The organism is Pediococcus sp. AC40 (genome assembly GCF_030252485.1).
GTDB lineage: Bacteria > Bacillota > Bacilli > Lactobacillales > Lactobacillaceae > Pediococcus > Pediococcus acidilactici.
This window is the reverse complement of record NZ_CP127012.1, coordinates 131,029-156,954: the sequence shown is the minus strand read 5'-3', so window position 1 is coordinate 156,954 and position 25,926 is coordinate 131,029. Positions and strand designations below refer to the sequence as shown.

At 40.1% G+C, this 25,926-nt stretch carries 27 protein-coding genes and 1 pseudogene; 3 read left to right on the top strand and 25 right to left on the bottom strand.

What is annotated here, in order from left to right; translation table 11 throughout:
* Positions 1–124: 124 nt before the first annotated feature.
* From NL111_RS00730 to NL111_RS00670, 13 genes are all read right to left on the bottom strand, one after another.
* Entirely contained in the window at positions 125–475 is a 351-nt protein-coding gene (locus tag NL111_RS00730; protein ID WP_285110322.1) for a type II toxin-antitoxin system PemK/MazF family toxin, read from the bottom strand.
* Positions 456–623 carry an antitoxin of toxin-antitoxin stability system gene (locus NL111_RS00725; RefSeq protein WP_229091709.1) on the bottom strand — a complete coding sequence of 56 codons (168 nt, stop codon included), beginning with the start codon at positions 621–623 and terminating at the stop codon, positions 456–458. Before NL111_RS00725 ends, NL111_RS00730 begins: the two co-directional genes overlap by 20 nt.
* Positions 624–995: 372 nt before the next feature.
* The gene (locus NL111_RS00720; protein ID WP_285110321.1) at positions 996–1,898 is read right to left on the bottom strand and encodes an endonuclease/exonuclease/phosphatase family protein; all 903 of its coding nucleotides are present in this window, start codon (positions 1,896–1,898) and stop codon (positions 996–998) included.
* A gap of 263 nt (positions 1,899–2,161) precedes the next feature.
* Positions 2,162–3,055, bottom strand: coding sequence for a ketose-bisphosphate aldolase (locus tag NL111_RS00715; protein ID WP_285110320.1), 894 nt, complete (start codon positions 3,053–3,055; stop codon positions 2,162–2,164).
* A gap of 37 nt (positions 3,056–3,092) precedes the next feature.
* Positions 3,093–3,956 (bottom strand): class II fructose-bisphosphate aldolase, encoded by an 864-nt coding sequence (locus NL111_RS00710; RefSeq protein ID WP_285110319.1) that lies wholly within the window; start codon positions 3,954–3,956, stop codon positions 3,093–3,095.
* Positions 3,957–3,969: 13 nt separating this feature from the next.
* The gene (locus NL111_RS00705) at positions 3,970–5,058 is read right to left on the bottom strand and encodes a PTS fructose transporter subunit IIC (RefSeq protein ID WP_002830619.1); all 1,089 of its coding nucleotides are present in this window, start codon (positions 5,056–5,058) and stop codon (positions 3,970–3,972) included.
* A 4-nt stretch (positions 5,059–5,062) separates the two neighbouring features.
* Complete coding sequence (locus NL111_RS00700) at positions 5,063–5,383, bottom strand: PTS fructose transporter subunit IIB (protein WP_002830620.1); 321 nt, start codon at positions 5,381–5,383, stop codon at positions 5,063–5,065.
* 3 nt (positions 5,384–5,386) lie between these two features.
* Entirely contained in the window at positions 5,387–5,863 is a 477-nt protein-coding gene (locus tag NL111_RS00695) for a PTS sugar transporter subunit IIA (protein ID WP_002830621.1), read from the bottom strand.
* Positions 5,832–7,346, bottom strand: a complete 1,515-nt coding sequence (locus NL111_RS00690; RefSeq protein ID WP_285110583.1) for a BglG family transcription antiterminator — start codon at positions 7,344–7,346, stop codon at positions 5,832–5,834. Before NL111_RS00690 ends, NL111_RS00695 begins: the two co-directional genes overlap by 32 nt.
* Positions 7,347–7,485: 139 nt before the next feature.
* Positions 7,486–7,962 carry a PTS sugar transporter subunit IIB gene (locus NL111_RS00685; RefSeq protein WP_285110318.1) on the bottom strand — a complete coding sequence of 159 codons (477 nt, stop codon included), beginning with the start codon at positions 7,960–7,962 and terminating at the stop codon, positions 7,486–7,488.
* A complete protein-coding gene (locus NL111_RS00680; RefSeq protein WP_036672478.1) occupies positions 7,934–8,377 on the bottom strand; it encodes a PTS sugar transporter subunit IIA in 444 nt (147 codons plus the stop codon). Before NL111_RS00680 ends, NL111_RS00685 begins: the two co-directional genes overlap by 29 nt.
* 7 nt (positions 8,378–8,384) lie before the next feature.
* A complete protein-coding gene (locus NL111_RS00675; protein WP_285110317.1) occupies positions 8,385–10,061 on the bottom strand; it encodes a PTS system mannose/fructose/sorbose family transporter subunit IID in 1,677 nt (558 codons plus the stop codon).
* Between the two features lie 25 nt (positions 10,062–10,086).
* Positions 10,087–10,800, bottom strand: coding sequence for a transaldolase (locus NL111_RS00670; protein ID WP_002830625.1), 714 nt, complete (start codon positions 10,798–10,800; stop codon positions 10,087–10,089).
* 173 nt (positions 10,801–10,973) lie between these two features.
* Between NL111_RS00670 and NL111_RS00665 the strand changes: the two genes are divergently transcribed.
* Entirely contained in the window at positions 10,974–11,996 is a 1,023-nt protein-coding gene (locus NL111_RS00665) for a LacI family DNA-binding transcriptional regulator (RefSeq protein ID WP_002830626.1), read from the top strand.
* A gap of 92 nt (positions 11,997–12,088) precedes the next feature.
* On the opposite strand, the gene NL111_RS00660 is transcribed toward NL111_RS00665, so the two are convergent.
* The 10 genes from NL111_RS00660 to murQ form a co-directional block, all read right to left on the bottom strand.
* A complete protein-coding gene (locus tag NL111_RS00660; protein WP_119178772.1) occupies positions 12,089–13,762 on the bottom strand; it encodes a DUF2075 domain-containing protein in 1,674 nt (557 codons plus the stop codon).
* Positions 13,763–13,976: 214 nt separating this feature from the next.
* A complete protein-coding gene (locus tag NL111_RS00655) occupies positions 13,977–14,453 on the bottom strand; it encodes a hypothetical protein (RefSeq protein WP_002830628.1) in 477 nt (158 codons plus the stop codon).
* Between the two features lie 129 nt (positions 14,454–14,582).
* Positions 14,583–15,014 carry a PTS sugar transporter subunit IIA gene (locus tag NL111_RS00650; RefSeq protein WP_285110316.1) on the bottom strand — a complete coding sequence of 144 codons (432 nt, stop codon included), beginning with the start codon at positions 15,012–15,014 and terminating at the stop codon, positions 14,583–14,585.
* A gap of 25 nt (positions 15,015–15,039) precedes the next feature.
* The gene (agaD, locus tag NL111_RS00645; protein ID WP_004166500.1) at positions 15,040–15,840 is read right to left on the bottom strand and encodes a PTS galactosamine transporter subunit IID; all 801 of its coding nucleotides are present in this window, start codon (positions 15,838–15,840) and stop codon (positions 15,040–15,042) included.
* Positions 15,830–16,636: a PTS galactosamine transporter subunit IIC gene (gene agaC, locus NL111_RS00640; protein ID WP_004166498.1), complete on the bottom strand. Its 807-nt coding sequence runs from the start codon at positions 16,634–16,636 to the stop codon at positions 15,830–15,832. The genes agaD and agaC overlap by 11 nt, the downstream gene beginning before the upstream one ends.
* A 158-nt stretch (positions 16,637–16,794) precedes the next feature.
* Positions 16,795–17,289, bottom strand: a complete 495-nt coding sequence (agaB, locus tag NL111_RS00635; protein ID WP_350355565.1) for a PTS galactosamine transporter subunit IIB — start codon at positions 17,287–17,289, stop codon at positions 16,795–16,797.
* Between the two features lie 367 nt (positions 17,290–17,656).
* A complete protein-coding gene (locus tag NL111_RS00630) occupies positions 17,657–18,334 on the bottom strand; it encodes an MgtC/SapB family protein (protein WP_004166496.1) in 678 nt (225 codons plus the stop codon).
* A 117-nt stretch (positions 18,335–18,451) separates the two neighbouring features.
* Entirely contained in the window at positions 18,452–19,294 is an 843-nt protein-coding gene (locus NL111_RS00625; protein ID WP_285110314.1) for a MurR/RpiR family transcriptional regulator, read from the bottom strand.
* Between the two features lie 31 nt (positions 19,295–19,325).
* Positions 19,326–21,302 (bottom strand): glucose PTS transporter subunit IIA, encoded by a 1,977-nt coding sequence (locus NL111_RS00620; RefSeq protein WP_285110313.1) that lies wholly within the window; start codon positions 21,300–21,302, stop codon positions 19,326–19,328.
* Between the two features lie 12 nt (positions 21,303–21,314).
* Positions 21,315–22,208, bottom strand: a complete 894-nt coding sequence (gene murQ / locus NL111_RS00615; protein ID WP_285110312.1) for an N-acetylmuramic acid 6-phosphate etherase — start codon at positions 22,206–22,208, stop codon at positions 21,315–21,317.
* A 263-nt stretch (positions 22,209–22,471) separates the two neighbouring features.
* On the opposite strand from murQ, the gene NL111_RS00610 reads away from it, so the two are divergent.
* Together NL111_RS00610 and NL111_RS00605 are read left to right on the top strand one after the other, a co-directional pair.
* Complete coding sequence (locus NL111_RS00610) at positions 22,472–23,269, top strand: hypothetical protein (RefSeq protein ID WP_002830633.1); 798 nt, start codon at positions 22,472–22,474, stop codon at positions 23,267–23,269.
* Between the two features lie 112 nt (positions 23,270–23,381).
* Positions 23,382–24,503, top strand: a complete 1,122-nt coding sequence (locus tag NL111_RS00605; RefSeq protein ID WP_002830634.1) for a hypothetical protein — start codon at positions 23,382–23,384, stop codon at positions 24,501–24,503.
* A 335-nt stretch (positions 24,504–24,838) separates the two neighbouring features.
* On the opposite strand, the pseudogene NL111_RS00600 reads toward NL111_RS00605, so the two are convergent.
* A pseudogene (locus NL111_RS00600) lies at positions 24,839–25,000 on the bottom strand (DUF2188 domain-containing protein); the annotation flags it as partial.
* Positions 25,001–25,012: 12 nt separating this feature from the next.
* Positions 25,013–25,906 (bottom strand): SDR family oxidoreductase, encoded by an 894-nt coding sequence (locus NL111_RS00595; RefSeq protein ID WP_002830636.1) that lies wholly within the window; start codon positions 25,904–25,906, stop codon positions 25,013–25,015.
* Positions 25,907–25,926: the final 20 nt, after the last annotated feature.

Here is a 25,926-nt window from a genome sequence, read left to right as displayed (position 1 = left end):
TTTTCAATTGGTCATGGTTTTCTGGCAGCCCCAATAACGGACACTTTTTTAAAAAGAGTCGTTTTTCAGGCAACAAAAAAACAGATTGTCACTTTTTAAATAACAACCTGTTTACCATAATTAACTAATCCATGATGTTTAAAATGCATTGCCGAACTTCGACAAAGGCGGGCGTCGGAAGCAAATCAAGCTTACGTGCATGCCGTTTTCTAAAATCGTACGTAAAAAATTGTAACGGATTCACGTACCCGCTAACTTTCGCACTCACCACTGGTACGAAAAAGTCTTTTAGCTGATGATTATTAGCGTGAGTAATGGGGACAATTATCACTAAGCCCGTAACTTGACTATATCCCCAATTACTAATTACTAGCGCTGGACGACGTTTCTTAATTTCCTTTCCCACTGCCGGATCAAAATCAATTTCAATTAAATCCTGCTTATCAGGAATGTACTCATCGTTCTGCGAGTTCATTGCTAAAAAGCTGCCCCTCACCCGCTTCTTTTTGAATGCTATTTTCATGCTCAGCAATAAAATCTGCATTTTTAAATGGGTTATCTTTTTCAGGAGCGTACACAATCATTCCGTCTCGTCCTTGATAAACTCGATATGACGTTGCCATTGGGGTAATTGATTTTGGAACGGTTAAAATACTGGAATTGCCAGATTTTATAATTTTTACGCTATCATTTGCCAATGTATTCAGCCCTTCGTCTTGTATATCTTCAGTATATACGTGCCGCCTTAAACAATTACTTTATCGCCTATTTTTATATACGTAAACCAGCAGCTTTTCCTGTATTCTACTTAAAAGGTGAGCCTATCAAAGCCATTAACAAACAGCGTTATATTGAACACTTTTATCCGGCTTTTAATAGTCTCACCTAGGGAAACTGCTTTTTCTATACCACAGCAAGCGGTTATTCTTTAAAGGCCGAATTTCAAAAAATTCTTACCAACATCAGGCAAATGCTAATAAGAATTTTTAACTTTTTTATTTAAGCGTCAAATCTGCAACCAACGGAACGTGATCTGACGCTGTCGATTTAATAGTATGGATATTAGAAATACTGATATTTTTACTTGTGATGATATTATCAATCGAATTAACATTCATGGTTGGATCTTCTCCAATAAAGGTATCCCGCCAGATTCCATCTTTACCGTTGGTAATGTTGAAATTCTTCTTGAAAGTTTTCCACTCTGTAGTATTTTGATCAGCATTAAAATCTCCCACCAAAACCTTATAAGGAGTGTTATCCTTCCTCATCGCCTTTGCCAACGCTTTAAACTGCTTTTGCCGAATCTTCGTCGACTCGTAGCTTAAGTGAGTGTTATAAAACGCAATTTTCTTGCCATCTTTTTCAATAACCGAGCGCTGATAGACCCGGGGCTCAACTAATTTTTTACCATACTTGGCAGTTAACTTATCCAAATTTTTCACCGTTGATTTTTTATCTGGATTATATTCACGATAGGCCTTTTTTAGTTTTTGGGGATGTTTCCCAGCCTCACTACTGTATAGCTTTACAGTTTTTGAATCTTTCAGTGGCAAAGCGGATACCGTTGCAATTCCATACCCACCTCCCGCGAAATCAATTGCGTTGCTGTAAAAAATGTTCTTAAAGTAATCATCCTTGAAGTTAGTTAACGTATTATATTTACTTTTACCTGAAAAACGGTGATTTTTATAATTAATCTCTTGAGTTCCAGCGATTTCTACTTGATCATTTTCCAACAGGTCTTTTTGTTTATTAGTGTCGTTTTTCTTAGGCGCCCTTAAATTATACGTTCCCACCCGGATGGTGGTGTTAGCTGAAATAATATTTTGATCTAAACTAATTCCACCTAATAATGCTAGTCCCGCGAGTAACAACTTCCACCGTGCTTTTTTCATTGTGATTCTCCTTTTTAGAAAGCGTTTTCTTTAATCTAAAAGGAATATACCAAGATTGTTAAGGAGAGTCAATTAGCGATTAAGGTATGACCAGAGCTTTTATTTGGCTATTTATTGCAAAATTATCTCCCTAAACTTTCCAGAAGTAAGTTTCTCGCGTGATTTAAAAGTACTAAAGCCACACAAAAAATCATTGCCTAATCATTAAAATTAAGCAACGATTTTGTGTTAATAGCTACTCTTTAATATTTTGTATCATTCCCTTACAACAACTGTCCCCTCCAAGGATCCATCCCTTGGTAAAGATCAGCTTTATCAAGCGAGTCAAAGAGTTCATTTTTGTGATGTACTACTTCTTTAGCTGCTTCAATTGCCTTAGGGAACAAATTATTTGGATCCCAGCCATCATCTTCTTTGAGAATTTTACGCGCTTCTTTAAAGAATGCATATTTGTAATCCGATGAAATGTTAACTTTTGAAATACCATTGTGTACGGCATCAGCAATTTGACTATCTGGGTTTGAAGATCCTCCATGCAAAACTAAAGGTATATCAACAACATCCGTAATTTGCTTTAGAATATCAATTCTGATTTTAGGCTCAACATCAGTAGGATAAATTCCATGTGCCGTTCCGATACCCACCGCGAGGATATCTACTCCTGTTTCATCTACGAAGCGTTCTGCATCTTCTGGCTTAGTATAGATTCCATTTTGCAAATGTTCTTTAATATGATTTCCAGTTTGTCCGATTGTACCCAATTCTGCTTCTACTGATACTCCAACTAAATGACACATATCAACTGTTTTTCTTGTAATGTCAACATTATTTTGCCATTCTTCTAATGAAGCATCAATCATTACTGAACTAAAACCATTGTGAATCGCTCTTGCTACATTTTCTAAAGTATCACCATGATCCAAATGTAATACAAATGGTATTTTACTATTTCTAATTCGTTGTAATACGTATGCAAAGAAGTCATCTTTTGCATAGGCCATTTCTGTTGGATGTACGGCTATAATTGCTGGAGCATTGTCTTCTTCACACTGCTCAACAGCAGATTTTAATAATTCCGCATTAGACACATTGTAAGCTCCTACAGCAAAATTGTTTTTCTTAGCCACTGATAACAATTGATTCATATTAATTAACATAAAATTTTCCCTCCAATTTTTATTACAAACTTTAAATTTATAAAGTTACTGATGTCTTATTAGTTGAGCCAACAACATCGATATATTCATCAACAGCCTTTTCAGCTTCGGTCATCGTTATCTGCAGTAAATCTACATAATCCATATATCTATCCTCTTGTTGTTGTACATAGACAGCTTCCGATTGTGCTTTTAAAATATCTGACCCTACGTTAACTTTATTTATTCCCACTGTAACGGCTTTTGCAATATTGTCTTTTCCGCATCCTGATCCACCATGCATAACGAGCGGAATTCCCGTTGCCTTCTTAATTTCTTTGACGATATCAAAGTTAAACTTTGGAATAAAATCCTTAGGCATCACACCATGGGATGAGCCAAACGATATCGCTAAAGCGGTTACATTTGTTCGCCTAATAAATTTGATTGCTTCCTTTGGATCGGTATACATCTCCTGCTTTGTAAATTGGTCATTCTTCACTGCTCCCATATTACCGACTTCAGCTTCCACACCAATATTTTTAGGTAGGGCACAGTCCATAATCTCTTTTGTAATTCGAACATTATCTTTAAAATTTCCTTCTGACTGGTCAATCATAACGCCTGTAAATCCATCTACTATGCACTCTTTTACGTAATCTACCGATTTACCATGGTCAAGATTAATCGCTACGTCTACAGTAGCCAGTTTTGCCATCTTCACCACTGAAGGTAATAATATTTCTTTCGCAATATGCTTTTCCATATGTTCTTGCAGTAAATCAATAATGATGGGCGATCGTCTTTTTTCAGCTGCTTTGACCGTTGCACAAGCGCTTTCCAAATTAAAGCAGTTTATAGCTAGTACCGCATATTTTCCTCGATTAGCAGCACTTAGTATATCTTTCATCGAAACGAGCATCGCTTTCCTCCATTCAATTAATTTTAATATCGTCTAAGTCAATATTTTCTTCTTCCTCTACAACAGTTGTCTCAGATTTCTGGGTTTTTATATTCTTCTTGAGAAGAATTAGCAAGCTAGCAGTAACTACTGAACCGATTAACAATGCCAGTATAAATAGCAAAGGTTTATTCATTGCCGGCACAATGAACATCCCACCGGATGGAACAGGACTTTTAATACCCCATGACATTGATAAACCTCCACCAACTGCAGCACCAAAGCTACAACTTAGTATCATTCGAAAAAGATCTACTGCTGCAATGGGGATTACTCCTTCTGTAATCATGACAATTCCCATTGGAAAAGCGATTTTGATATTGTCAATTTCTTGGGTTGTATAAATATTTTTGTGAATAAGCTTAGATAGTACCCATGATAGCGTCACTCCAAAAGGAGGAATCATTGACGCCATTACCTTTACTGCTTCTGGTTGTTGAACGCCTTGTAACAGCATCCCATCTGCAAATAGCGATGCAACTTTATTAACCGGCCCTCCAAAATCGAAGGCCGCCATTCCACCTAAGATAAATCCAAAAATGAAGCGTGCTGAACCTTCCATACTATTAAGGAACTCCGTTAAAGCATTCGTTGCTAGTACAATGGGCTGTCCTACTATATAAAACATTAGGATTGCCATAATTACTGATGAAATTAGTGGTATCACCATCATCGGTTTTAAACCTTCTGCCCATTTCGGTACTTTTATATATTTCACCAGAAGCAACACAATCCATCCGGTAATAAATCCGCCCAACATTCCGCCTAAGAATCCTGCACCGATTTTATAAGCAATCATTCCACTTAATAAACCTGGAGCAATCCCCGGACGATCAGCAATTGAATAGGCAATTGCTGCCGAAATCACTGGTGCAAGCAATCCCATCCCCCAAACGCCTAACGTTGTTAAAGCAGATGGAATACCATAACTACCATTAAAATTAGTTAATTCATGTCCTCCAGTTAAATTTCCAATAGCGATTAATAAACCCGAAGCCACCACAAGAGGAAGCATATATGAAATCGCAGTCATTGCATGCTTTTTAAGTTGCAACTTTTTCATAGCTTTATCCTCCGTTAAGGCCTAACTTCTCAACAATTGTTTTCAATAATTTGGTAGGTGCTTTTATTGCTGTATTTGTAGGTACTTCAACAACTTTTTTACCAGTAAACCGTTCTTTTCCGTTAACCTTAATATCCACGGCTAGTAAAACAAAGTCTGCTTCCTTAATATCTGTAGCTGTTAGCTCATCTTCCGTACCGATTGTTCCTTGAGTTTCCATGTGAATCTCATATCCTAATTTTTGAGCTGCCTTTACTATTTTTTCTCTAGCAATGTAAGTGTGGGCAATTCCCGACGTACATGCTGCTACACCAACAATTTTCATCAACTATCCATCTCCTTCCTTTGAATTTTTTAGTAATTTCAAAAGATCGTCTTTAGTTTTTGCATTGTGTAAATCATTAATAAAATTATCGTCTGATAAGAATCTGGCGACATTTTGGAGCAATTTAATATGAACAGTGCTTGCATCAGTATCCCGAACTGCAAACAGGATTACCACTCGGATAGGCGTTTCATCTAACGTTTCCCATGGGATATCATGTTCACTTTTACCAATCGCAATCGTAGTATTAATAACTGACTTCGACTTACCATGGGGAATAGCTACTCCTTGTCCAAGTCCAGTAATTCCTTCCTTTTCACGTAATAAGACGTCTTCCACAAATGCTTCTAAATCATTTATATTTCCCTGTTCATATAATCTTTTCGATAATTCTCTTATTACCCCCTCTTTCGTATTTGATTTCAAATTCATTTCAATTAATTTTTCATCAATCACTTGGTTTAAAATTGTCTTTTCCATTTTTCTGGCTTAACCTTTCAATCAACTTTTCAACTCTTATTTTGTCTATTTTCGTAAACATCGCATTCACTAATACGATTGGTTTATCAACAACCTTTTCGTTGGTTGCAATTGTAGTTAAAATCAAATCCACTTTACGATTCCACTTTTCTTTATTTTTCTCGTACATTCTAAAAGAAATCACATCTTCAATAACCAAATTAGGAAGCTCTTTTTCTATTTTTACTTTCAACAGCTCAGAAGTGCCTATACCGCTGGAACACATTATTAGTGCCTTCATATTATGTCCGTGTTGCTCAATAAATTTTGCAATGTATATAGCAACAAAACCAATTTCATCATCAGAAACGTTGCTACTATAGTATTCTCGGAATATTTTTTTCATTGCTATTTCGGTAGATTGAAAAATATTTGGATATTCCAATTTAATATCTTCTAAGATAGGATTTTTAATTTCTATACCATTTATAATTCGCTTAAACATTGGCTCCACATGAAGCGATAAATCTTCCTCAATGCCATCTCCTTGAATGGTTATCTTTAAAATTTCAGAAATGTTTTTAAGAAGTAGCCTAGTTAAATTAATGAACTTTAATTCTTTATCTTTAGATCCAGAGATTAACCTTGCAGAATTCAAATATTGAAAAATGTAATATTTTTCAATCGGAGGCATTTTTAAACTAATATAATCTCCCAAAGTATCAACAATGTGCCCAGCTACTGCCGATAACTTTTGGTTGTTTTCTAGCATTTCTTTTTCTACGGTGCTAATTGGTTCTCCAAATTCAAACTTTATATTTTTACTTTTATATCGTTTAATTAAAATACATAAATGATAAAAAAGATTCACGTTATACGGGAAAGAGATCGGAAACCGCAGTTTATGTTCGATATAATCCATTTGTCCAACAACGAAATCCCGATCTCGTTTAGCTAAATTTGGTATTTCTGTTCCAATTGAACTATAATCATCCACCTCCCATTTATTAACTAGTCGAATTATTAATTTTCGGATTGTCGATTCGTTTCCCTGTACCCTTAGCGTTCGGTCTCTGTTAATCAACAGCACTCCTTTTTTATTTAGCTGTTGCTTTAATATCGCTATATCAGTACTAACAACAGATTCACTAATATAAAAGTTTTCAAATAATGTGTTAATTCCAATTTTTTCCGGCGATTTAAACAGCAGTTTTAATAAAACTTCTTTTCTTCGTTCTATAGGAGAATACGCTTTAAAATTTTTCAATATATGCGCATTTCTTAAAAATGCTTCGTAATTAAGTTTGTATCCGCGTCCCTTCTTAGAACGTACTAATTCTCCTCCCGTATTTAAATTTATTCTTTTAATCATTCTAATTATCGATCGATTTGATACATGAAGTAACGAAGCAAGTTGGTTTGATGTCACATATGCGTCACTTTTAGCTAGCGAATAAATTATTTGTGTTTCTTTTTTATCCACCCGTTTCACCTTCTTCTTCATGGCCACAACCATATTATTTCATTTGGAACATGTCCGTGCTTATTACTAACTGTCACCTGTAGATGACAATTTATGATATATAAAAAAGACTTCAAAGCGTCACCGCCTTGAAGTCTCTGAATCTAAGGGTTCATCACTATTATTTGTTTAGAATATCTTTTAGGTTCACTTTTTCATTTTGTGGCATAATTTGGATAAATGCGTCCACGCCTTTTTCAATTAAACGCTTAAAGGATTCATTTTCTTCTGCATTAGTTGAAATAGTATGATAAAGCCGTTCGCGCCCCTCCTTGGCTCCCATACCACCTAAATCAATTTCATCAATGCTAATGCCGTTATCAACCATATATTCTAGCGTTTGGGGGGTTTTAGCCAAAATAATGGTGGGTGCTTCTAATGGTTCTGAGAAAAAAGTTACCGCGTCTTCTTTAGAAAAGATTCCAATTGCAATATTATCAGGTACCGTGTTTTCTAAAACATTAATCATAAAGTCGTCCTTGGCTACTCCATCATCAACAATTACTACTTGATCCGCACCTTTGTTCTTAATCCATGCAGTCATTACTTGCCCATGAATTAACCGATCATCAATTCTTGTTAAGACTAAGTTTTCCATGTTTTCTTCCTCCTTGTTTAAAATTCAAATTTACATTTTCAATATTTGTCGACTCTGAACTTGTAGCTAACGTTGCTAACTCATCCAATGATGTTTCGGCAGTTCTCGTCGTGACTAAGGTAATCACCATTGGTACATTCATTCCGGTAATCAACTTCATTTTAAATTTTTGACTTAAATATGCTGCTGAATTGTATGGCGTTCCACCCTTTAAATCGCAGAGCACTAAAACTCCATTAATTGCATCGTAATTTTCAGATAAGCTTTCTTGTAACCGATTCCGAAACTCCTCAGGATTCTCTCCACGCTCTAAAGATAGAGAGGTAATGCCTTCTTGAGGTCCAGCAATCATTTCAATGCTTTCTAAAAGTCCTTTACTAAATGGTCCATGACTAATTAAAAATATTTTTACCATAATTTCCTCACTTAACTACTCCTAAAAGATTTAGGTATGAAAGAGCAATACCAATTATAAAAATTCCAAGAATTATCCACGTTGGGTTAACCTTTTTGGCAACCAAACGCCAAACGATTAAAGTAATTGCTAACGGTATTAATCCCGGAGCCAGCGTATTCAAAATCTCTTGTAACTTCATCGTGCTTTTTCCGATTGACCAAACTAACGGCGTATCCACCGTTATCCGGGTTGCTGCCATAGTCCCCACTACCATTAAACCTACAATACTGAAAGCATTTGTAACTTTATCGATGATTCCATTCTTCAAAATGGTAATTACAGAGCTCTTCCCTTTCTTATAGCCAAACATAAACATCAGGTAACCAATCGTGTAAATAATTGCTTCAAAAACTACCGTAAAGAAGACCGGGCCAATAAAGTTATGATCCAAAGCCATTGTTGCACCAATACTAGCTAAAATCGGAAAAATAATTCCTTGTTGGACTGTATCACCAATCCCTGCTGCTGGTCCCATTAGTCCAGTTCTAACACCGTTGATATCCTCTGCGCTAACGTTTTGTCCATTTGCTCGAGCTTCTTCCATTGATAAAGCCACTCCGTGAATAATTGGGCCAACCATGTGTGGTTCTGTATTAAAAAACACCATGTACTTTTTCAATTCTTCGGCTTGCTTTTGAGGATCACTATAAAGTTTCCGAATCGGATACAACATCATGTTAGTAAGTCCTAAAGCTTGCAAACGTTCATAATTATAAGCAGCTTCATCTGATTGTTGCCATAACCACGTCTTGATCAAATCCCGTTTATTCAATTGAACTTTGTAATCGTCAGTAGTAATCACACTTGCGCTATCCGTGGAGTTAGCAGCTGGTTGAACTGCTTCAGTAGCTCCTTTTCGATTATTCAACGTCAAGCGTTTTATCTTCTTTTCTTTAGGGCTATCTTCTTTCTTTTTCGCTGTTTGACTAACAAAAATCAAAAAGGCAATTGCTGCTGAAAAGATTGCTACTGCCGTTGTATCAAGTTTTAGATAAACTGCTAGGAAAAATCCAATGAAGAAATATGCGTTTAAACTCTTCTTTCCTAAATAGCTTAATAGCATTGCGATTCCAAGTGCCGGCATTAGACCACCAACAACTTCTAAAGCTGTGGTTAAGCTTTCAGGAATCGCATTGATTAGTGCTGTCGCCCAGCCTTTACCAAACAATACCAAGCAAAATGCTGGCAATCCATATACCAATAAAGACACAATAAATGATGGAACAAAATTTAAAAATCGAATTTGATTTACGTTACCTTCGGCCAGTGCTTTATCTGCTCTATGTACCCAAAATGAGTTTAGCGTTTGATAAATTTGGACCATTAGTAACCCTAGTAAACTAAACGGAATCGCAAATGTAACTGCCAACTTTGGGCTAGCACTAGATAAAATTGTTAGCGCCGTCCCATATATACCAGCTACCATAGTGTTACTAGGCATCACACCCCCGGCGTTAATCCATCCTAGATATACTAATTGAATATTTGCTCCTGCTAGCATCCCTAACATAGGGTGGCCCATAAATATTCCAACTAAAATACCAGTAGTTAGCGGATACGTCATGCATCGCGTAATGGGTGCAAAAAACCACCATTGCGAAATTGTCGCAAGAATTGCAACTAAAATAGCGGACAAGATCATATTTGTTTTCCTCCTTTAGTCCAGCTTAAATAATTGAAAATCCCAAATCTTTTACATCGTTATTAAAACCTTGAACAGTTTCTAAGGATAATTTCTTTAAGTCTTTTCCTACCATGCCTAATTTTTTTAATACAGGAGTTGTCACCGTAATGATATCTACTCCTAAATCAGCTGCTTGTTTAATGTTTAGTACTTCTCGACAACTAGCCCACAATAGCTTAGTGTTTCCTTTGCTTTCTTTAACCACTTGTACAGACTCTTTCATTAAATTTGTTGGATCAACGCCTGTATCAGCGACTCTCCCAGCGAAGACTGAAACAATGTTTGTAGTATTTTCACTAAATGCGGGAACTACTTCTTTAACTTGATCTATTGTTAAGATAGCGGTAACGTTGATTGAAACACCCTGCTCTGACAGCTCTTTAATTAGAGGAACTGATGATTCACCCTTGGTATTGGTAATCGGAATTTTCACAAAAACATTTTTTCCTAATTCTGCCAATTTAAGCGCTTCCATTTTCATGGTTTTAAAATCATCAGAAAATACTTCAAATGATATTGGAAGATCACCAACTGTACTCATAACTTTTCTGGCAAACTTCATGTAATCAGTTATTCCAGCTTTTTTCATCAAACTAGGATTAGTGGTAAATCCCTTAACGTTTAATTGTTCTTTAGCTTCTACCATATCGTCTACAACTGCACCATCTGCGTAAATATCAATATCAAATAAGTCCATAATTTTACTCCTCAACTTGGGGATACCGTTCCCCCTAAAAAGATTTTTAAATAAGTGATATTATTATACGTATAATATTGTTTAATTAAGGTTACCGGTAACCTTAATTTCAGGATAAGTGTAACAGCCATCTATAATGTTTGTCAATATTTTTTTGGAGGTATTTTATAACCATGAAAAATAAAGTGTCCATTCAAGACATTGCTAACCGAGCCGGGGTTTCTAAAACTACCGTTTCCAAGGTCATTAATAATACTGGTAATATTAGCATTGCTACCAGAAATAAAATTCATGCCATAATGGATGAGCTAGATTATCAGCCCAATCGGCTTGCTTCCACGTTAAAAACCGGACACACAAAATTAATCGGAATTTTAGTACCTGATATAAGAAATGAATTCTATTCAAAAATAGTTAAAAAATGTGAAGGACTTTTATTTAAAGCAGGATACACAACCATTATTTGTAATACCGAGCGGGATTATTTTCAGGAAGAAAATTATCTAAAAGTTCTAAAAGAATTGATGGTAGAGGGAATAATTATCATTTCAGCTACTGACAGCATTAACGCTGATTTAGCCAGCCAAAATAAAAACATTGTCTACATCGATCGAGCTCCTCAATCTGATAACGAAAACATCATTAAATCTGATCACTATGCGGGAGCACAAAAAGCCACCAATGAAATCATCACAGATGGCCGAGATCCCTATTTGATTTTGTCAAAAACAAATTACTCACCAACTAGAGAGCGGACTCACGGTTTTATCGACACCCTTAAAAAGAAAACTAATATTAAAAATCCCGAAAAGCATGTTTTTAGGTTGAATGTGTCTTCAAATCAATATTTAGAAGAAAATACATTGTTGGAAGAATTCTTAATCGAACATTCTTCTGACCCACAACCCTTAGGAATCTTCGCAATTAATGATTACATTGCTTTTATGGTTGTTAAAGCAGCTGCTAAATTACACATTGCAGTCCCCCAAAAACTTAGCGTAATTGGTTTCGATGACGCTTCAATCGCCAATATTGCAACGCCAACCATAACAACTATCCACCAAAACACAACATTACTAGCTGAACAAGCTGTTGACATTCTATTACAAAACATAGGACAAAGTACTCCCACAGAGCCGCAAAAAATCATTGCCCCGATTGCGATGGTTTATCGTGAATCTTTTTTAAAAAATTAAAATCCAACAAAATAAGAGGTTGAAATTCAAATTAGAATTCAACCTCTTATTAATTAGTAATTTATCAACCTATAAATTTGTAATGTTTTACATTAATTTTGTATTTCCTGATTTTGAGCTGCTAGCAATACTTTTCTTAATTCATCATCAACGGCATAAATATAAAGCCCGTTAACTCCCCTAGTTAACAACACATTTAGCTCGTTGGGTAATAGCTGATTATATACCTTCACTTTGCTTCCATCACTTAACGTGCGATTTGATACCGCATTTTTATTCGCACTAGCATTAGGATCGTAAACGATTTTACCATCACGATATTTGACTGACGGACCAATAATTACACCACTGTAATTCAAGTCGAACCCTTGGATTGTGTAGGTAGACCCTACTTCATTAATTGTTTCTGGTCGTTCAGCCCAGGATAAATTCTTATCATTGCTTTTGGTTTGTAGATTCCACGGCAAGCTAAAATCTTCTACCGTTACTTGATATAAATCGTGATTTTTGTCCCGTTTTTCTTTAAACTCCCAGTCAAACGTAGCCAACATTCGGGAAAGCCCCTTACTTTGGTCTCGATTTTTTTCTTTGATTGCCTTATACATTTCACCTGGGCTCTTAAAGATTTTCAGTTCGTAATCTTTATCATCCCTTGGTAAATTAGTTATTCTATTTCCATAGACTAACATTTTAATCCATTTCACAGTATCTTTTGCTGCGTTCATTCTCAATTGATTTCTTAATTTAATTAAATGGCCATTCTTCTTAGCCCGGTTCTCTAATTTTTTTAACGTTTGCCCTTCAATATATTGTTGAGTTCTAAGCATTTGATGTGGATCTAAAACTGCTATAGTAATTTTAGCACGATCCATAATATCGTTAAGCTGGTTTTTCCCTTGATAAGACTGCTTTCCTTGCGTCCACAAAAGATGAGCTTCGTCAATTAAAGCAATATCCGCCTTGTCTGTAAAATTATTGATAAACTTTGTAGGCTTCATTACCTTTTCATCAAACTTCTTTTGGATACCTAATTTTTTAGCGATATTGTTATAGACCTTCACTTGCTGATCATGATTCACTAGCATGTAGGCACTTTTCCCTTTAAATTCTTCATCTTGCCCACTAAGCAAGTAAAATAATGAACTTAGTAACACTGTTTTCCCTGAACCTGCTGACCCTTCCACTAGAACTAACTGATTCTCTTTTTCTTCGTTAAGCGCTTGCTTCACATGATTTAGAATAGTGATTTCAGCATTCATTTGCTCTTCTGTCAACTTGTGAAAAGGGGAAGCTTTAAATAGCGCATTTTCTTCAATTACCTTCTCAACCGGAAATAATTGATTATTTTCTCTATGTAGCTGACGCCATATTTTTGAAAAAATAGCGTTCATCTCTTCTACAGGAAAATATTTATACTGCGGGTTAGCCCGCTTGTTGGATAAATTTTTAACGGCTTTACTACCAGTCATGTAGAGCATTAACTTGTTTTCTATATCTAGTGTTAATGATTTATTGAAATGTTCATGTCCAACCACAAACATTTTGGATCTTTTAGCATAGCGCATCTCTTGAAAATGTTCTCTTGTTCGCTGCTTAATATTATTCGTCTCTCCAACATAAACGCTATAACTATCTTTGTTTTCTGCATAAATAATGTAAACAGTTGGGTAGTCTAATAAAAGCTGTTCATTTCTTTCATCTAATAATCGTAACCCGTTTTTATTAAATGAAATTTTTTCTACAACTGGATCATTTACGTTAGCCATTTTTACACCTGCAATTAATTTTTACTAATTGTATTATACATTTTCTTTTAAACAGGTGGGCTTAACATCTAAAATTCGCAAATTCTCCCCACAAAAAAAGCGCCCACCCCAAGGCAGACGCTAAACTAAAGCCCAATTCTTCCTAACCAATATAATAAAACTCACAGAATCCGCGAAGATTCCCAGAAATATTCCGACGTGGCTGCTAACCGACCTACGCCTGCCCCAGCATTTTTCGTACTGAAACCACGCTTTTAGCGCGGTGGTCGCCCAGTCTTTTTAACGGTTGTTGGGCAACAATTAATCGATGGTTTTTCATTTCAATGGTTTTTAAATCTGACACCGCTGGACTCTGTCGTCGCACGTGCGGATTCTTGTTCATCACTAGGTTACGCACATTGTCATAAGTGATCACTAGCCCGTCATGACTTTGCAAAAGCAGTTGGTCGGCAGTGACCGTGAAAGTTCCTTCATCAATAATAAATTTAGCTGGTTGTTGGTTAGCCTCGCTAACCTTAGTCCGGTTTAAAATATATCGCCCGCTTTTCCCTAAAAATAATACGTTGCTGCTTTGTGGTTCTTTATAAAAAAAGGTGCTTAGGTAAAAGTATCGTCGCTCTTGATAGATTTTAATTGCCATACCTCCAGCGATCATCGCGATTACGATCACCGCTATTCCAATGGTATCCATATTTAACAACCTCTCCAATTTAATACTTTTTCAATCATCACGGTCTCGTTTTTAAACGTTGGTGCACAGAGCAATTTAAACCAACCCATTTCGAAAATGCCGCTCCGTCGATCTGCCGAGTTCCCCCTGCTAAATCCCATCATCCAGGTCCGCATTTCGGCTAATCGGAGCGTTTGGGTCAAACCTTTTAATGCTTGCGTGACTGGTGCTAATTAAGGCGTTGGCCAACTGGTGCGCGTTCCCAAACGTTTGGAACATGGTTTCCATCAACGAAGCCAAATTACATCCCGCGACCACTTGCAATTGCGCCGCGTCTGCTGCCAAAGTAGCCGCCACGTTGTACGGCGTTCCACCAGCTAAATCAGTAAAGAACACGGTTTCCTCAAAAGGTGCAGCACCTAAGGCTTGGATGAATTCTTGATGTAAATCTTGGTCGCTCATCCCGGTCGTAAAATCAATAAATCGCCAATTTTCCGGCACCTTAATCAGTAAACTTAGGGCCGCTTGAATTCCAGACGCAAATTCGCCGTGGCCACTAACAATTACTTTAATCTCGTTCATCAATTATCTCCGTTTTATTCGCTAATCACATCCAACCAATTGCCGCCATAACAATTGACAAGGCAAAGGTCACCACGATCAACCAAATCGGGCTAATGTTCTTTCGCAGCAACCAAAACAGTAAGAATACAAAGGCAAATGGCAAAATGTTGGGAAAAATCTTGTCTAGAAGTTGCTTTTGCAGGTCAATAACGGTGTTCCCGGCCCCAATTTTAATAGTCAATTGCATCTTTACGTACGACGCAATTAGGGAACCAATTACGGTCAATCCCAGAATAGAAGCAACGTGCGAAATGACCGTCGAATTTTCTTGGATTACGTCAATGGCTTTGGTTCCTAGGTTGTACCCAAGATGAGCCAGGGGCGCCCGGGACCAGAAGAGGAAGAGGTAAACCACGAAGAAGAGGATGGGACCAAAGACGTTTCCGTTTTTAGCAATTGAAGCGCTAATCCCGCCCACAATCGGCATAATGGTGAACCAAAAAATTGCATCCCCGATTCCAGCCATCGGCCCGAACAACGCGTTCTTCAACCCCTTAATAGTGGTAGAATCAACGTGCTCTTCTTCCATGGTTAACAGCAGCCCCATGAGAATGGGGTATAACGGTGGCGAGCTGTTAATAAATTCCATGTTGTCGGTCATTACCCGCTTTAACCCCTCGGGATCGTCACGATAAATTTTCTCCCAATAGGGCAGCTGTGCCCACGTCCATCCTGGCGAATGCATCCGTTCGTAAGAAAACGAAGCCTGTACTAGGTTAGAACGAATACCGAGCATTGAAATTTCATGATTGCTGAAAATGGATTTTTTATTCTTAGATACCATCGTCCATGCCACCTCCTTGCGAACGGGCAGAAAGGTCCTTGATTTGGGCCTTTAAAGCCATGTTTTCCCGGGTCCGGAAGTATTCAATCGCGGCAAAAACGCCCCCGATCAACGCTACCGGTAACACGTTTGAAAATGGAATCATGCTGGCGATTACAAATCCCAAGACTAAGTACGGCATATATTTAGGTTTCAGCATTACCTTAAGCAGCATTGCAAAACCAACCGCAGGTAAGATCCCACCAGCCAATTCAAAGCCGTGAGTCAACCAATGCGGCATCGAATTTACTAAAGCGTGCATTGGAGTTTGCGCAGCGTAGGCACTGAGGAAAGCTACCACGCCAAACGAAACGATGACAATCGTTAGCGGAATAAAATTAAGCCGTTTGAAATCACGGGCATTGCCTTCCGCTGCGTATTGGTCAAATTTAGACATGAATAGGGAAAATGATGAATAGAAGAATAGCAAAATATACTGCATGAGCATCGCAAATGGCAACGATAAGCCAATCGCGGTGGTGGGGTTAGTATTATTCGTGGCCGCAATTACTACGGTCATGATCCCGCATAAAACTGTGTTAGGCGGTTGAGTTCCTCCCGCCGGAGTTAGTCCAGCAAAGGCTAATTCAGTCAGCCCGCCGGCAATAACCCCCAATTGTAAATCCCCTAAAATCAAACCAGTAATCGTACAGACAATGATGGGCCGGAAAATGAATAAGGCTTGCAGCCAAGCATCAAGGCCGGAAATCATTGCCCAAATCGCAATTAAAATACCTTGTGTGAGAGTAACCGACATTTATTTTCACCTCTCTTGATAAGCAGCGCGCAGTAGCTGAATCGTCAGGTATGTTTAAAACTAATTGGCTAAGCCCGAATACTCAAGTTACTGAGCACGTTTAGCGACATTGTCATAAAATTGGGGGCTAAAATCACTTCCTTTACACTAACTAGCTGTTATTTCAATAATTGTTCGGTAATCGGATATTGTTTTTCCCCCGGGTAATCTTGAATAAAAATTTCAATTCCCCGGTCAGCTACTGCGAGGAGGTCGTGAACGTCTTGATCGTCAACGTAAACTTTTTTGGTGATTTCTCGTTTACCTTGCGCGAAATGCATATTGCCCACATTAACTTTATTAACGGGCACGCCGCCCTCCACTAACTTAAGCAAGTCACCAGGCGTTTTTACCACCAAAAAAATGTGTTGCCGATCCGCAGCCTTGTTGATCACGTTAATCGTCTTTTCAATCGTAAAAAATCGAATGTCCGCCCCGGAAGAATCCGCGGTGGTGGCCATCAACTTTTGTTGCAGTTCGTCATTGGCCGCGTCGTCATTAGCCACCACGATTAAGTTGGCCTTTACCGCCCTGGTCCAGGTCACCCCGACTTGTCCATGTACCAAACGATTATCAATTCGCGTCATTAAAATATTCGCTGCCATTACATCCATCTCCTCATCAGATAAATCCCATCTAACTTCAACAAGTGTAAACGTTTACAAATAAAGTATAACCTTTATCTAACCAAAGACAATCGTTAAATTGCCATTTTTTAATTAAAAATAGTTTGCGCTAACAACCTTATCTCTACACAATTTTTATCACCTTTAAGATGTATATACCAATTCTTGAACTTGAAAGTTTTGCCAACTAAAAAAGTGCTTCTTCAGAACCCTTAAAAATTCTCAAGAAGCACTTTTGATGCTAATAAAGTCAGCACACCCAAATGATTTTATATTTTTTCCATCCTTCGGGTAGTGCTTAAAGTACTAATCTTTACGGCCTTGACCAGCCAGCAAACTTGTACAAATCCTGCACCTAATCTTCCCGCTGAACTTCCACGACCGCCGGATTCTTCGCAATTTTCATTAAAACTGCGTCAATATCTTGCTTGTCAGTTAAAACCCCTTCCAATTCCACCGTAATCCGCTCGGTGGTTACGTTGCTGATGGAAAATGTGTTCCGGGTAAACCCCACGTCATGAAAAATCGCGTGAATCGTTGATAAAGTCGTAGCGTCATTTTTTAATAAAATCTGGCAGTGAAAATGTTTGTGTCGTAATAAATACTTTAAAACTAAATTGTCCCGGAACAAGGACTGCGAGGCCACAATCAGGAGGGCGGCCGCGATTCCGATGAAGTACAACCCCGAGCCGATTGCCATCCCGACCGCGGCAGTGGCCCACACCCCGGCGGCGGTAGTTAGGCCGTTAACACCGGCGCCCCGCACTAGGATGGTTCCGGCACCGATAAAACTAATCCCACTAATGATTTGCGCCGCTATCCGGGAAGGGTCTAACCCAATTCCGGGATGTTGCAGCAAATCGTAAAAACCATATTTAGAGATTAACATAGCTAAGGCAGCTCCTAAAGCTACGATAATGTGCGTCCGAATTCCAGCATTTTTCAGCCGGGCCGAGCGCTCGTAGCCAATAAAACCACCACAAATTGCCGCCACCACGAGCCGAAAACACCAGTCTAAATCCATGGCTTGCATTTCTTAACCCCCTTATAGCAATTAAGATCGTCCAGATTCCTCGCTTCAATTTTACCACTCTAAATAAAAACACGGTTCCCAGTAGCCTTTCGCCATCAAGAATCGTGTTTGGTTCGTTTAGAAATTACTTTTAATAATCTTGCGAGACTTCGTCAATTGATCTACGTTATCTTCAAAATGTAATTTTAAAAAGGAGTAGTAGAGTAGATCAACCACGTACAGTTGGGCCATCAGCGAGGTCGTCGCTGCGCTTCGCAATTGGTTACCTTCCCCGCTATCACTATGGGCAAGGACCACCGTGCTTTGTCGGGCTAGGGGGCTACTCAATACCCGGGTAATCGCCACTACCGGCAAATCTAACGCCCGGGCGGCACCTAGTAATTGTAACGTTTCCTTAGTTTCTCCCGAGTTAGAAATCAGCACGACCACGCCACGACCTTTGGACATTTCCGCCGCCAGCAGGTGAACATCTTGCGTTTGAGCAACCGGCTTACCAAGCCGACCAAACTTTTGTTGCAAATCATCTGCCACTAAATGAGAAGCTCCTATTCCATAAGTGTAAACCACGTCGGCTTGATCCACCAGTTTGGCTGCATTCCGGACCGCGCCGCCCTTAACCGTTCGATTGGTTTGCTCGATGGTGTGGTTAATCCGGTACTCCATCTTTTGTTTCATCACTTCAAGCGTATCTGCCGGATCAATTTCTTCAAAGAACTTGTCGTTAACCATCGTTTCGTTTTTCAGGCGTTCTTTCAGCTCGGGTAACCCGTTTTTGCAAACCCGCTTGGCTAAGCGAATTACCGTTGCGGCGCTCGTCCCCACTTGATCAGCAACCTGTTTGGCATTGGAATCAATTACCGCTTGCGGATATTTAATGATAAAGCGGGCAACCTGCTTTTCCTTTTTGGTAAAATCACCCAACTGATTTTTCAAGGTAAATACAACACTTTTCAACGACACCCCTCCTCACGCTGGCGTAATGAATAAGTGGCTAGCGTTGATTTTCCATTAAAATTGATGTAGCTTGGACATCGGTTTGTCCAATTTTTTTATCAACTTGATAATCACTCGAATTGGTGATAATTGTCAAGGTCACTGGTGCAAGTTGTGCTTCCCGGATTACGGACCAATCGACCTTACCAATTACGTCACCTTGATGCACTTGGTCACCAGCTTGAACGTTAATTTCAAAGCCTTTGCCATTTAACTTCACGGTATCCACCCCAATGTGGACGAGGACTTCTTCACCAATCTCATCTTGGAAACCAACCGCGTGCTTAGTGTCTGCAACCATAGTAACTTTTCCATCTACCGGAGCGTAAATTTGGGGATCAGTTTCGTCAGGCATTACCGCTACCGATTTTCCCATCACTTCTTGGGCCATCATTGGATCAGGAACTTGATCAAGCTCGACTATTTTACCGCTAACGGGAGTTGTCACGGTCACCGAACCGCTGCGCACAGCTGTCGAGCTGTTTGGCACGTCGTCTTGAACTTCATTTTGAACTTCAGCGTTAACTTCAGCATCGCCAACGAGGGCGTCTTTAGGAATTCCAAAGAAGTAGGTTGCCACGAATCCGCCGACATATCCAGCTAAGAGTCCGAGGACGTAGGCATAAATGTGGCCGTTAGTGATTAACGGAATTAAAGCCACTCCGGAAGGACCAATTGCAATCGCGCCCACGTGACCAAGTCCGCCAACTACGGCACCACCGATCCCACCACCAATACATGCAGTGATGAACGGCCGTCCTAGTGGTAACGTTACCCCGTAAATTAAGGGTTCGCCAATTCCCAGAATTCCAACTGGCAAGGCGCCTTTAATTAAGTTAGTCAACTGGCGGTTCCGCCGACATTTAATCCAGAGAGCAAAGGCCGCACCGACTTGTCCAGCACCCGCCATGGCAAGGATTGGCAGTAACGGAGTCGCGCCAGTTTTGTTAATCATTTCAATATGGATTGGGGTTAAAATTTGGTGCAAACCAAACATTACCATTGGGAGGAATAAGGCTCCCAATGCAAATCCAGAAAACGCGCCGCCAATGTTTAGAATCCAGTTAATTGCACCAACTAGGGAACTTGAAATTACGCCGGCAACTGGCATCACTAGGAAAATGGTAAATATTCCAATAACTAATAACGTAATCGTTGGGGTCACAATAATATCAATTGAATCTGGTACCCAGCGATGAAGTTGCTTTTCAACTAAAGATAGTACCCAAACGGCAAAAATCACCCCAATGATTCCACCTTGGCCGGCACTCATGGGTTGCCCGTTAAAAATATTGTGTAACGGAGCTTCGGGAGTCATCCCGTTTAACAAGGTTACCGCCCCAATCACACCCCCTAAACCAGGGGTCGCGCCAAATTCGGTTGCACTATTAATACCAACGTAAACGGAAAGGTAGGCAAACACCCCGTTTTTAATGATGTTCAGTACTAAAATTAAATCCGTCCAGCTCTTGCTGATATCACCAGCCACGAGCAAGTTGGAGAGCACCGCGGCAATTCCCCCAATCAAACCAGCTCCGACAAAGGCCGGAATCAACGGAATGAAAATATTTGAAATCGATTTCAAAATTCGCTTTACGGGGGTTTGTTTTTGCTTAGCCTTTTGGGCCGCCTTTACTTGAGCTGCCTTAGCTTCCACAATCTCCTTGTCGGTCATCTTACTTGTGTCCATCACCGTTTCAGGGAAAGGATCGCCTAGTTTTACTCCAACTTCGCGGACCATTTCTTCGGCAACTTTGTTAACCGTACCGGGACCCACGATTACTTGTAAAGTATCGTCGTCCACGACTCCCATCACACCGTCAATTTGTTTTAACCCGGCCATGTTAACCAAGCTAGGATCCTTAATGGTCATGCGCACCCGCGTCATACAATGGATCAGTTTGGCTACGTTGCCGGGACCGCCCACGTTAGCGTAAATTGCCTGCGCGATTTGCTTTACTTTTGCATCCGTCATTACTTTTCCCTCCTAATCAATCGTCTTTCTAACAAAACCATGGGCTTCTTGAAGCCGCTTTTGAGCTTCCGTTTCGTCAACCCCCGTCAAAATCATCACGATGGCAACCTTAACGTTTTGGTGGGCCTTTTCAAATACTGTGGCTGCGGTCTCGTAATCTGCGTCAGTGGCTTGCATAATAATACGTTTAGAACGTTCCACTAATTTAGCGTTGGTTGGTTTAACGTCGACCATCAAGTTCTTATAAACTTTTCCAATTCCGATCATCGAAACCGTTGAAAGCATGTTTAACACTAATTTTTGTGCGGTCCCCGATTTTAACCGGGTGGACCCGGTCAAGACTTCGGGACCCACCGGCACTTCAATCGCAATTTCGGCATGTTGACTAATTTCTGCATCCGCGTTGCAAGCCAAACTAATCGTGGCAGCGTGCATTGCTCGCGCGTAGTCTAATCCGCCAATTACGTACGGTGTCCGACCGCTAGCGGCGATGGCCACTACCGTGTCTTTATCCGTTAAGTGTCGTTTCTTTAAATCTGCCGGTCCTAAAGTCAAGGAATCTTCCGCACCTTCTACCGCCACGGTCATCGCCTTTTCGTCTCCAGCAATTAGTCCCTGGACCATTTCCGGATCAGTCCCAAACGTGGGCACGCATTCGGCAGCATCCAACACGCCTAACCGGCCGCTGGTTCCCGCGCCCATATAAAAGAGCCGTCCACCCTGCTTAAAGTTTTTGACAATTTGATCCACCGCTTGAGTAATCTGCGGGAGCGCTTTTTGTACGCTTTGCGCCACAGTTTGGTCCTCGTGGTTCATAATTTCGAGGACTTCCGCCGTTGATAATTCATCCAACCGCATCGTCTGCGGATTGCGGGTTTCCGTCGTTAACCGACTTAAATCTAACATTATTCTGCACCTCCATGTATTCGCTTTCATTCGAGTTGCTTAATTGTACCGCTTTTGAAATACCATTTCAATAAAATTTGCAAATTTATTCAAAAATGTGAAACCACATTTCATTTAAAAACAAATGTGTCTGCTAAGTTACCGGTTAATGGGCAAAATGGGCTTATTTCGCCTTAAATACTTGTTAGCGTGATAGCGCTTTGATAATATTCAAATGCAAAAAAATATTGATTAGTAATCATTTCGGAGGAGATTATTTTAATATGGAAGTCAAACTGAACTACTATGATGAATTTCAGCAGCTCAGCTCAAGTCAAATTTTTTCGGATCAGAATCGGGATATTAACTTACCATTCATCAAAGATGCACGAATTTTTAGCGATACTACCCTTTATTTGCAAGATATTAGCCACTGGCGCTGCCCCGGTTCTACCTTGATTATTGACACCGAACGACCTCCCCATATTACTAATCAATCAACTCGAAAACTTATCCGTAACTTTTTACGTAACCAACCGTGTTGCGACATCTTTTTGCGCGTGGTAACCGATTATTTAGGCATTAAACAAGCTCGCCCGGTGGTTTTAGGTACCCAACGGGTAGTGCCGCTAAACGGAACTACCCGGCGGCCCGCGAACTGGATTTTTGCCCACCACCTCAGTGATTTTTACACGGATCAACATCACCCGAACTCTTCGTTCTTGAATTTTGATTGCCATGACAAGTGTCTCCAGCTCCAAGTACCGCTTAAAGAAGCATTCATTCGTAATAAATTACTGATGGCCCAACAGATGGCCGAATTAACTTACTTAATAATGAAAGGCCTTTCAGAAACATTCGGGATGGCCGTTATCAAACCGCGAAAGGAAGTTTTTGCGCGCACGGATCATTGCCTTCCGAAGCCAGTTTTACCAGCTAAACCCCTAGACGAAACCTTTATCGGATTGTCCGCGCGTTTATTTGTTACGCTTAGTGAGTCATTTTTCGACGAATCGCTCATGTCTATGGAAGAAGCCACACATAAACTCAAAAAAATGAGTAATAATTTAGAGTTAATGTAATGTTTTTTTGCCCTAATTTCTTAAAACAAAGTATAATAAAATTAGTTATAATTCGTACTTTAATTTAACTAAATTTAAACGTGTTGGCTGACACCTTGGGGGATTAGTTTTTATGAACGAAACACTAAATAGATGGATAAAGAAATTTAAGCACTGGATCAATCCGCGCGATCCGTACCAAAACGAATTTGTCGAAGACGATCTGTACCGGGGGCGGCGGTCCGCTAAACGACGGCATCGGCGCTTAGTGATGCGTCGTTGGTCAATTTTAATTGGTAGCATTATTTTAGTGTGTGCCGTGCTTTTTGGTGGCGGATGGGGAATCAGTAAAACGCTCTACGCTAGCAAAGTTGACCGGCTGCAGACCCGGATCGACCGGTTGTACGTTGATTCCCAACATTCGGATCTAAAAAAGAACGTCACCAAGCAACAAATTGCCACGCTTAAGCATGACGTCGCTCAGTTAAAGGACCGGCCGAAGAAACCAGCGTTGCAAAAGGCACAAAACCAAGCTGCCAACGCTTACCAAGTTCGACAGGATTACCAACATTTGTTTAACCGACAAAACCGGGTGGACTTGAAGGTAACTACTAAAAAAGTCAATCACCAAATGAAGGCTTTGTCGGCAAACAGCGTTCCGCAAGCTTTCGATAAAAAGTATCGAGAGCATCTACAAAAAGTACGTCAAATTGTTCAAACGGCGGATAAACTTAGTCGCCGCTACAACACCATTATTAAAGCTCACCAACAAAACCAAAAAATTAGCGTTTCCACTATTGATGGGTTAATTAAGGACATGCGCAAGAATCAGCAGTCTCAACGGACCGTCGACGAACAAACTAAGTTAATTAGTCTGCGTTCAATCGTTAATAAGGAAAATAAGGCGGCCGAAAAAGCGGCACGAGAAGCCGCCATTGCAGCCCAAAAAGAAGCTGAAGAAGAAGCCGCACGCAAAGCAGCCGAAGAGTCTGCCTCTAAAGAAGCTTCTAAATCAGCTTCCAAGGCGGCGGAAGCTAGTTCTAAGGCCGCGGCGGAGTCCAGTTCCAAGGCAGCCGAAGAAAGCGCAGCTGCCGCATCTTCAGCGGAAGAAGAAAGTTCTAGCTATGATAGTAGTTATACTGATGGGACTTACACTCCTGCATACGATGGTAATTATTCATCAAATAGTTATACCAACCCTGCTTATTACAATTATACGGGCAGCGGATCTAACAGTAGTTCCACCCAAAGTTAATATCAAAAACACGTAGTGGAAACAAAACTGGCTGGTTTTTGCAAATTAAAAGCAGCTGAAAAAATTAGTTTATTCCGCTTAATCAAAAATGAGAGTGACAAAAATCGGGTAGTTTGCGAGCATTAACTGAAAATTGACCATGATGCCTGAATTGGGCATGATGGTCAATTTTTGGTTATGCAGAACAAACTAACTTTTGGCACACGTTTTGGCTCTATGGAAGTCAAAAAAACAAAATAAAAACGGTTCATGAGGAAGCTTTCACCCCATGAACCGTTTTTTGTTTAGTGCACTCGTTTTTTACAATTTTTAGTGCTCACCTAATCTTCAGGGTGGTCCTGATCCCATTTTTCTGCTTGGCTGATGGCAATCGGGATCGCTCGGTCTTCATCATAACCTTCTTGTAACAAAGCATTTGCAATTTCAATTGCTTTGTTACGCACCCGTTCCTTGAGATTTTTCATGGAGCTGGGATAATCTTTTTTTGTCCAAGGCATCGCCATTCCTCCTTAAAGGTTGATTGGTTCGCCACCAGTTACGCCGTAAATTTGGGAAGTTACGTAACTAGCTAAGTTGGACGCTAGGAAAACGTATGCTGGGGCTAATTCAGCTGGTTGTCCAGCCCGGCCCATCGGTGAATCTTGCCCAAATTCAGGGATCGAGGATTCTGGTTGACCATGATCCAATTGGATTGGAGTCCAAATTGGTCCTGGAGCCACGCCGTTAACCCGCACCCCTTGTTCAATCAGTTGTTGCCCCAAGTTAATCGTCATGTTCGCGATTGCTGCTTTAGTTGCGGCGTAATCTAACAATTGGGTGCTTGGGTTAAACGCTTGAATCGAGGTAGTGGTAACGATCGCGCCACCAGCTGGAAGGTGCGGTTTGGCTGCCTTCACCATGGCTAACATGGCAACCACGTTCACGTCAAAACTATCCTTAATTTGTTGGATCGGCAAGTCGTCGATTTTTTCGTGCGCAATTTGTTGGGACGCGTTTAAAATTAACGTGTCGAGTGCACCAAATTCATCGACCACCCGTTGGATAATTTCTTCGGGAGCATTTGAATCGCGTAAATCAGCCGGGAGTAAGAGCGCTTGACGCCCTGCGGAAGTGATGTAGTGTTCCACTTCTTTTGCATCGGCTTCTTCACCTGGTAAAAATTGGATGGCTACGTCGGCGCCTTCCCGGGCAAATGCGATGGCCACCGCGCGACCAATTCCGGAATCACCGCCGGTTACAAGCACCTTTCGGTTTAACAGCAGGTCGTGACCTACGTAACTAGTTTCACCACAGTCGGGTACGGGAGTCATCTTCCCTTGGATCGCTGGGGTGTCCTGTTGTTGCGCCGGAAATTTATCCGTGTGGTACAGCGTACGGGGATCCTTTAAATCTGGTTGATTCATGTGCATACAACTCCTTTCTT

Excerpts from the sequence above, each read along its gene's own strand:
- NL111_RS00730 (WP_285110322.1), bottom strand. The coding sequence starts at position 475 with ATGAACTCGCAGAACGATGAGTACATTCCTGATAAGCAGGATTTAATT.
- NL111_RS00725 (WP_229091709.1), bottom strand. The coding sequence starts at position 623 with ATGGCAACGTCATATCGAGTTTATCAAGGACGAGACGGAATGATTGTG.
- NL111_RS00720 (WP_285110321.1), bottom strand. The coding sequence starts at position 1,898 with ATGAAAAAAGCACGGTGGAAGTTGTTACTCGCGGGACTAGCATTATTA.
- NL111_RS00715 (WP_285110320.1), bottom strand. The coding sequence starts at position 3,055 with ATGTTAATTAATATGAATCAATTGTTATCAGTGGCTAAGAAAAACAAT.
- NL111_RS00710 (WP_285110319.1), bottom strand. The coding sequence starts at position 3,956 with ATGCTCGTTTCGATGAAAGATATACTAAGTGCTGCTAATCGAGGAAAA.
- NL111_RS00705 (WP_002830619.1), bottom strand. The coding sequence starts at position 5,058 with ATGAAAAAGTTGCAACTTAAAAAGCATGCAATGACTGCGATTTCATAT.
- NL111_RS00700 (WP_002830620.1), bottom strand. The coding sequence starts at position 5,383 with ATGAAAATTGTTGGTGTAGCAGCATGTACGTCGGGAATTGCCCACACT.
- NL111_RS00695 (WP_002830621.1), bottom strand. The coding sequence starts at position 5,863 with ATGGAAAAGACAATTTTAAACCAAGTGATTGATGAAAAATTAATTGAA.
- NL111_RS00690 (WP_285110583.1), bottom strand. The coding sequence starts at position 7,346 with ATGAAGAAGAAGGTGAAACGGGTGGATAAAAAAGAAACACAAATAATT.
- NL111_RS00685 (WP_285110318.1), bottom strand. The coding sequence starts at position 7,962 with ATGGAAAACTTAGTCTTAACAAGAATTGATGATCGGTTAATTCATGGG.
- NL111_RS00680 (WP_036672478.1), bottom strand. The coding sequence starts at position 8,377 with ATGGTAAAAATATTTTTAATTAGTCATGGACCATTTAGTAAAGGACTT.
- NL111_RS00675 (WP_285110317.1), bottom strand. The coding sequence starts at position 10,061 with ATGATCTTGTCCGCTATTTTAGTTGCAATTCTTGCGACAATTTCGCAA.
- NL111_RS00670 (WP_002830625.1), bottom strand. The coding sequence starts at position 10,800 with ATGGACTTATTTGATATTGATATTTACGCAGATGGTGCAGTTGTAGAC.
- NL111_RS00665 (WP_002830626.1), top strand. The coding sequence starts at position 10,974 with ATGAAAAATAAAGTGTCCATTCAAGACATTGCTAACCGAGCCGGGGTT.
- NL111_RS00660 (WP_119178772.1), bottom strand. The coding sequence starts at position 13,762 with ATGGCTAACGTAAATGATCCAGTTGTAGAAAAAATTTCATTTAATAAA.
- NL111_RS00655 (WP_002830628.1), bottom strand. The coding sequence starts at position 14,453 with ATGGATACCATTGGAATAGCGGTGATCGTAATCGCGATGATCGCTGGA.
- NL111_RS00650 (WP_285110316.1), bottom strand. The coding sequence starts at position 15,014 with ATGAACGAGATTAAAGTAATTGTTAGTGGCCACGGCGAATTTGCGTCT.
- agaD (WP_004166500.1), bottom strand. The coding sequence starts at position 15,840 with ATGGTATCTAAGAATAAAAAATCCATTTTCAGCAATCATGAAATTTCA.
- agaC (WP_004166498.1), bottom strand. The coding sequence starts at position 16,636 with ATGTCGGTTACTCTCACACAAGGTATTTTAATTGCGATTTGGGCAATG.
- agaB (WP_350355565.1), bottom strand. The coding sequence starts at position 17,289 with ATGGATGTAATGGCAGCGAATATTTTAATGACGCGAATTGATAATCGT.
- NL111_RS00630 (WP_004166496.1), bottom strand. The coding sequence starts at position 18,334 with ATGCAAGCCATGGATTTAGACTGGTGTTTTCGGCTCGTGGTGGCGGCA.
- NL111_RS00620 (WP_285110313.1), bottom strand. The coding sequence starts at position 21,302 with ATGACGGATGCAAAAGTAAAGCAAATCGCGCAGGCAATTTACGCTAAC.
- murQ (WP_285110312.1), bottom strand. The coding sequence starts at position 22,208 with ATGTTAGATTTAAGTCGGTTAACGACGGAAACCCGCAATCCGCAGACG.
- NL111_RS00610 (WP_002830633.1), top strand. The coding sequence starts at position 22,472 with ATGGAAGTCAAACTGAACTACTATGATGAATTTCAGCAGCTCAGCTCA.
- NL111_RS00605 (WP_002830634.1), top strand. The coding sequence starts at position 23,382 with ATGAACGAAACACTAAATAGATGGATAAAGAAATTTAAGCACTGGATC.
- NL111_RS00595 (WP_002830636.1), bottom strand. The coding sequence starts at position 25,906 with ATGAATCAACCAGATTTAAAGGATCCCCGTACGCTGTACCACACGGAT.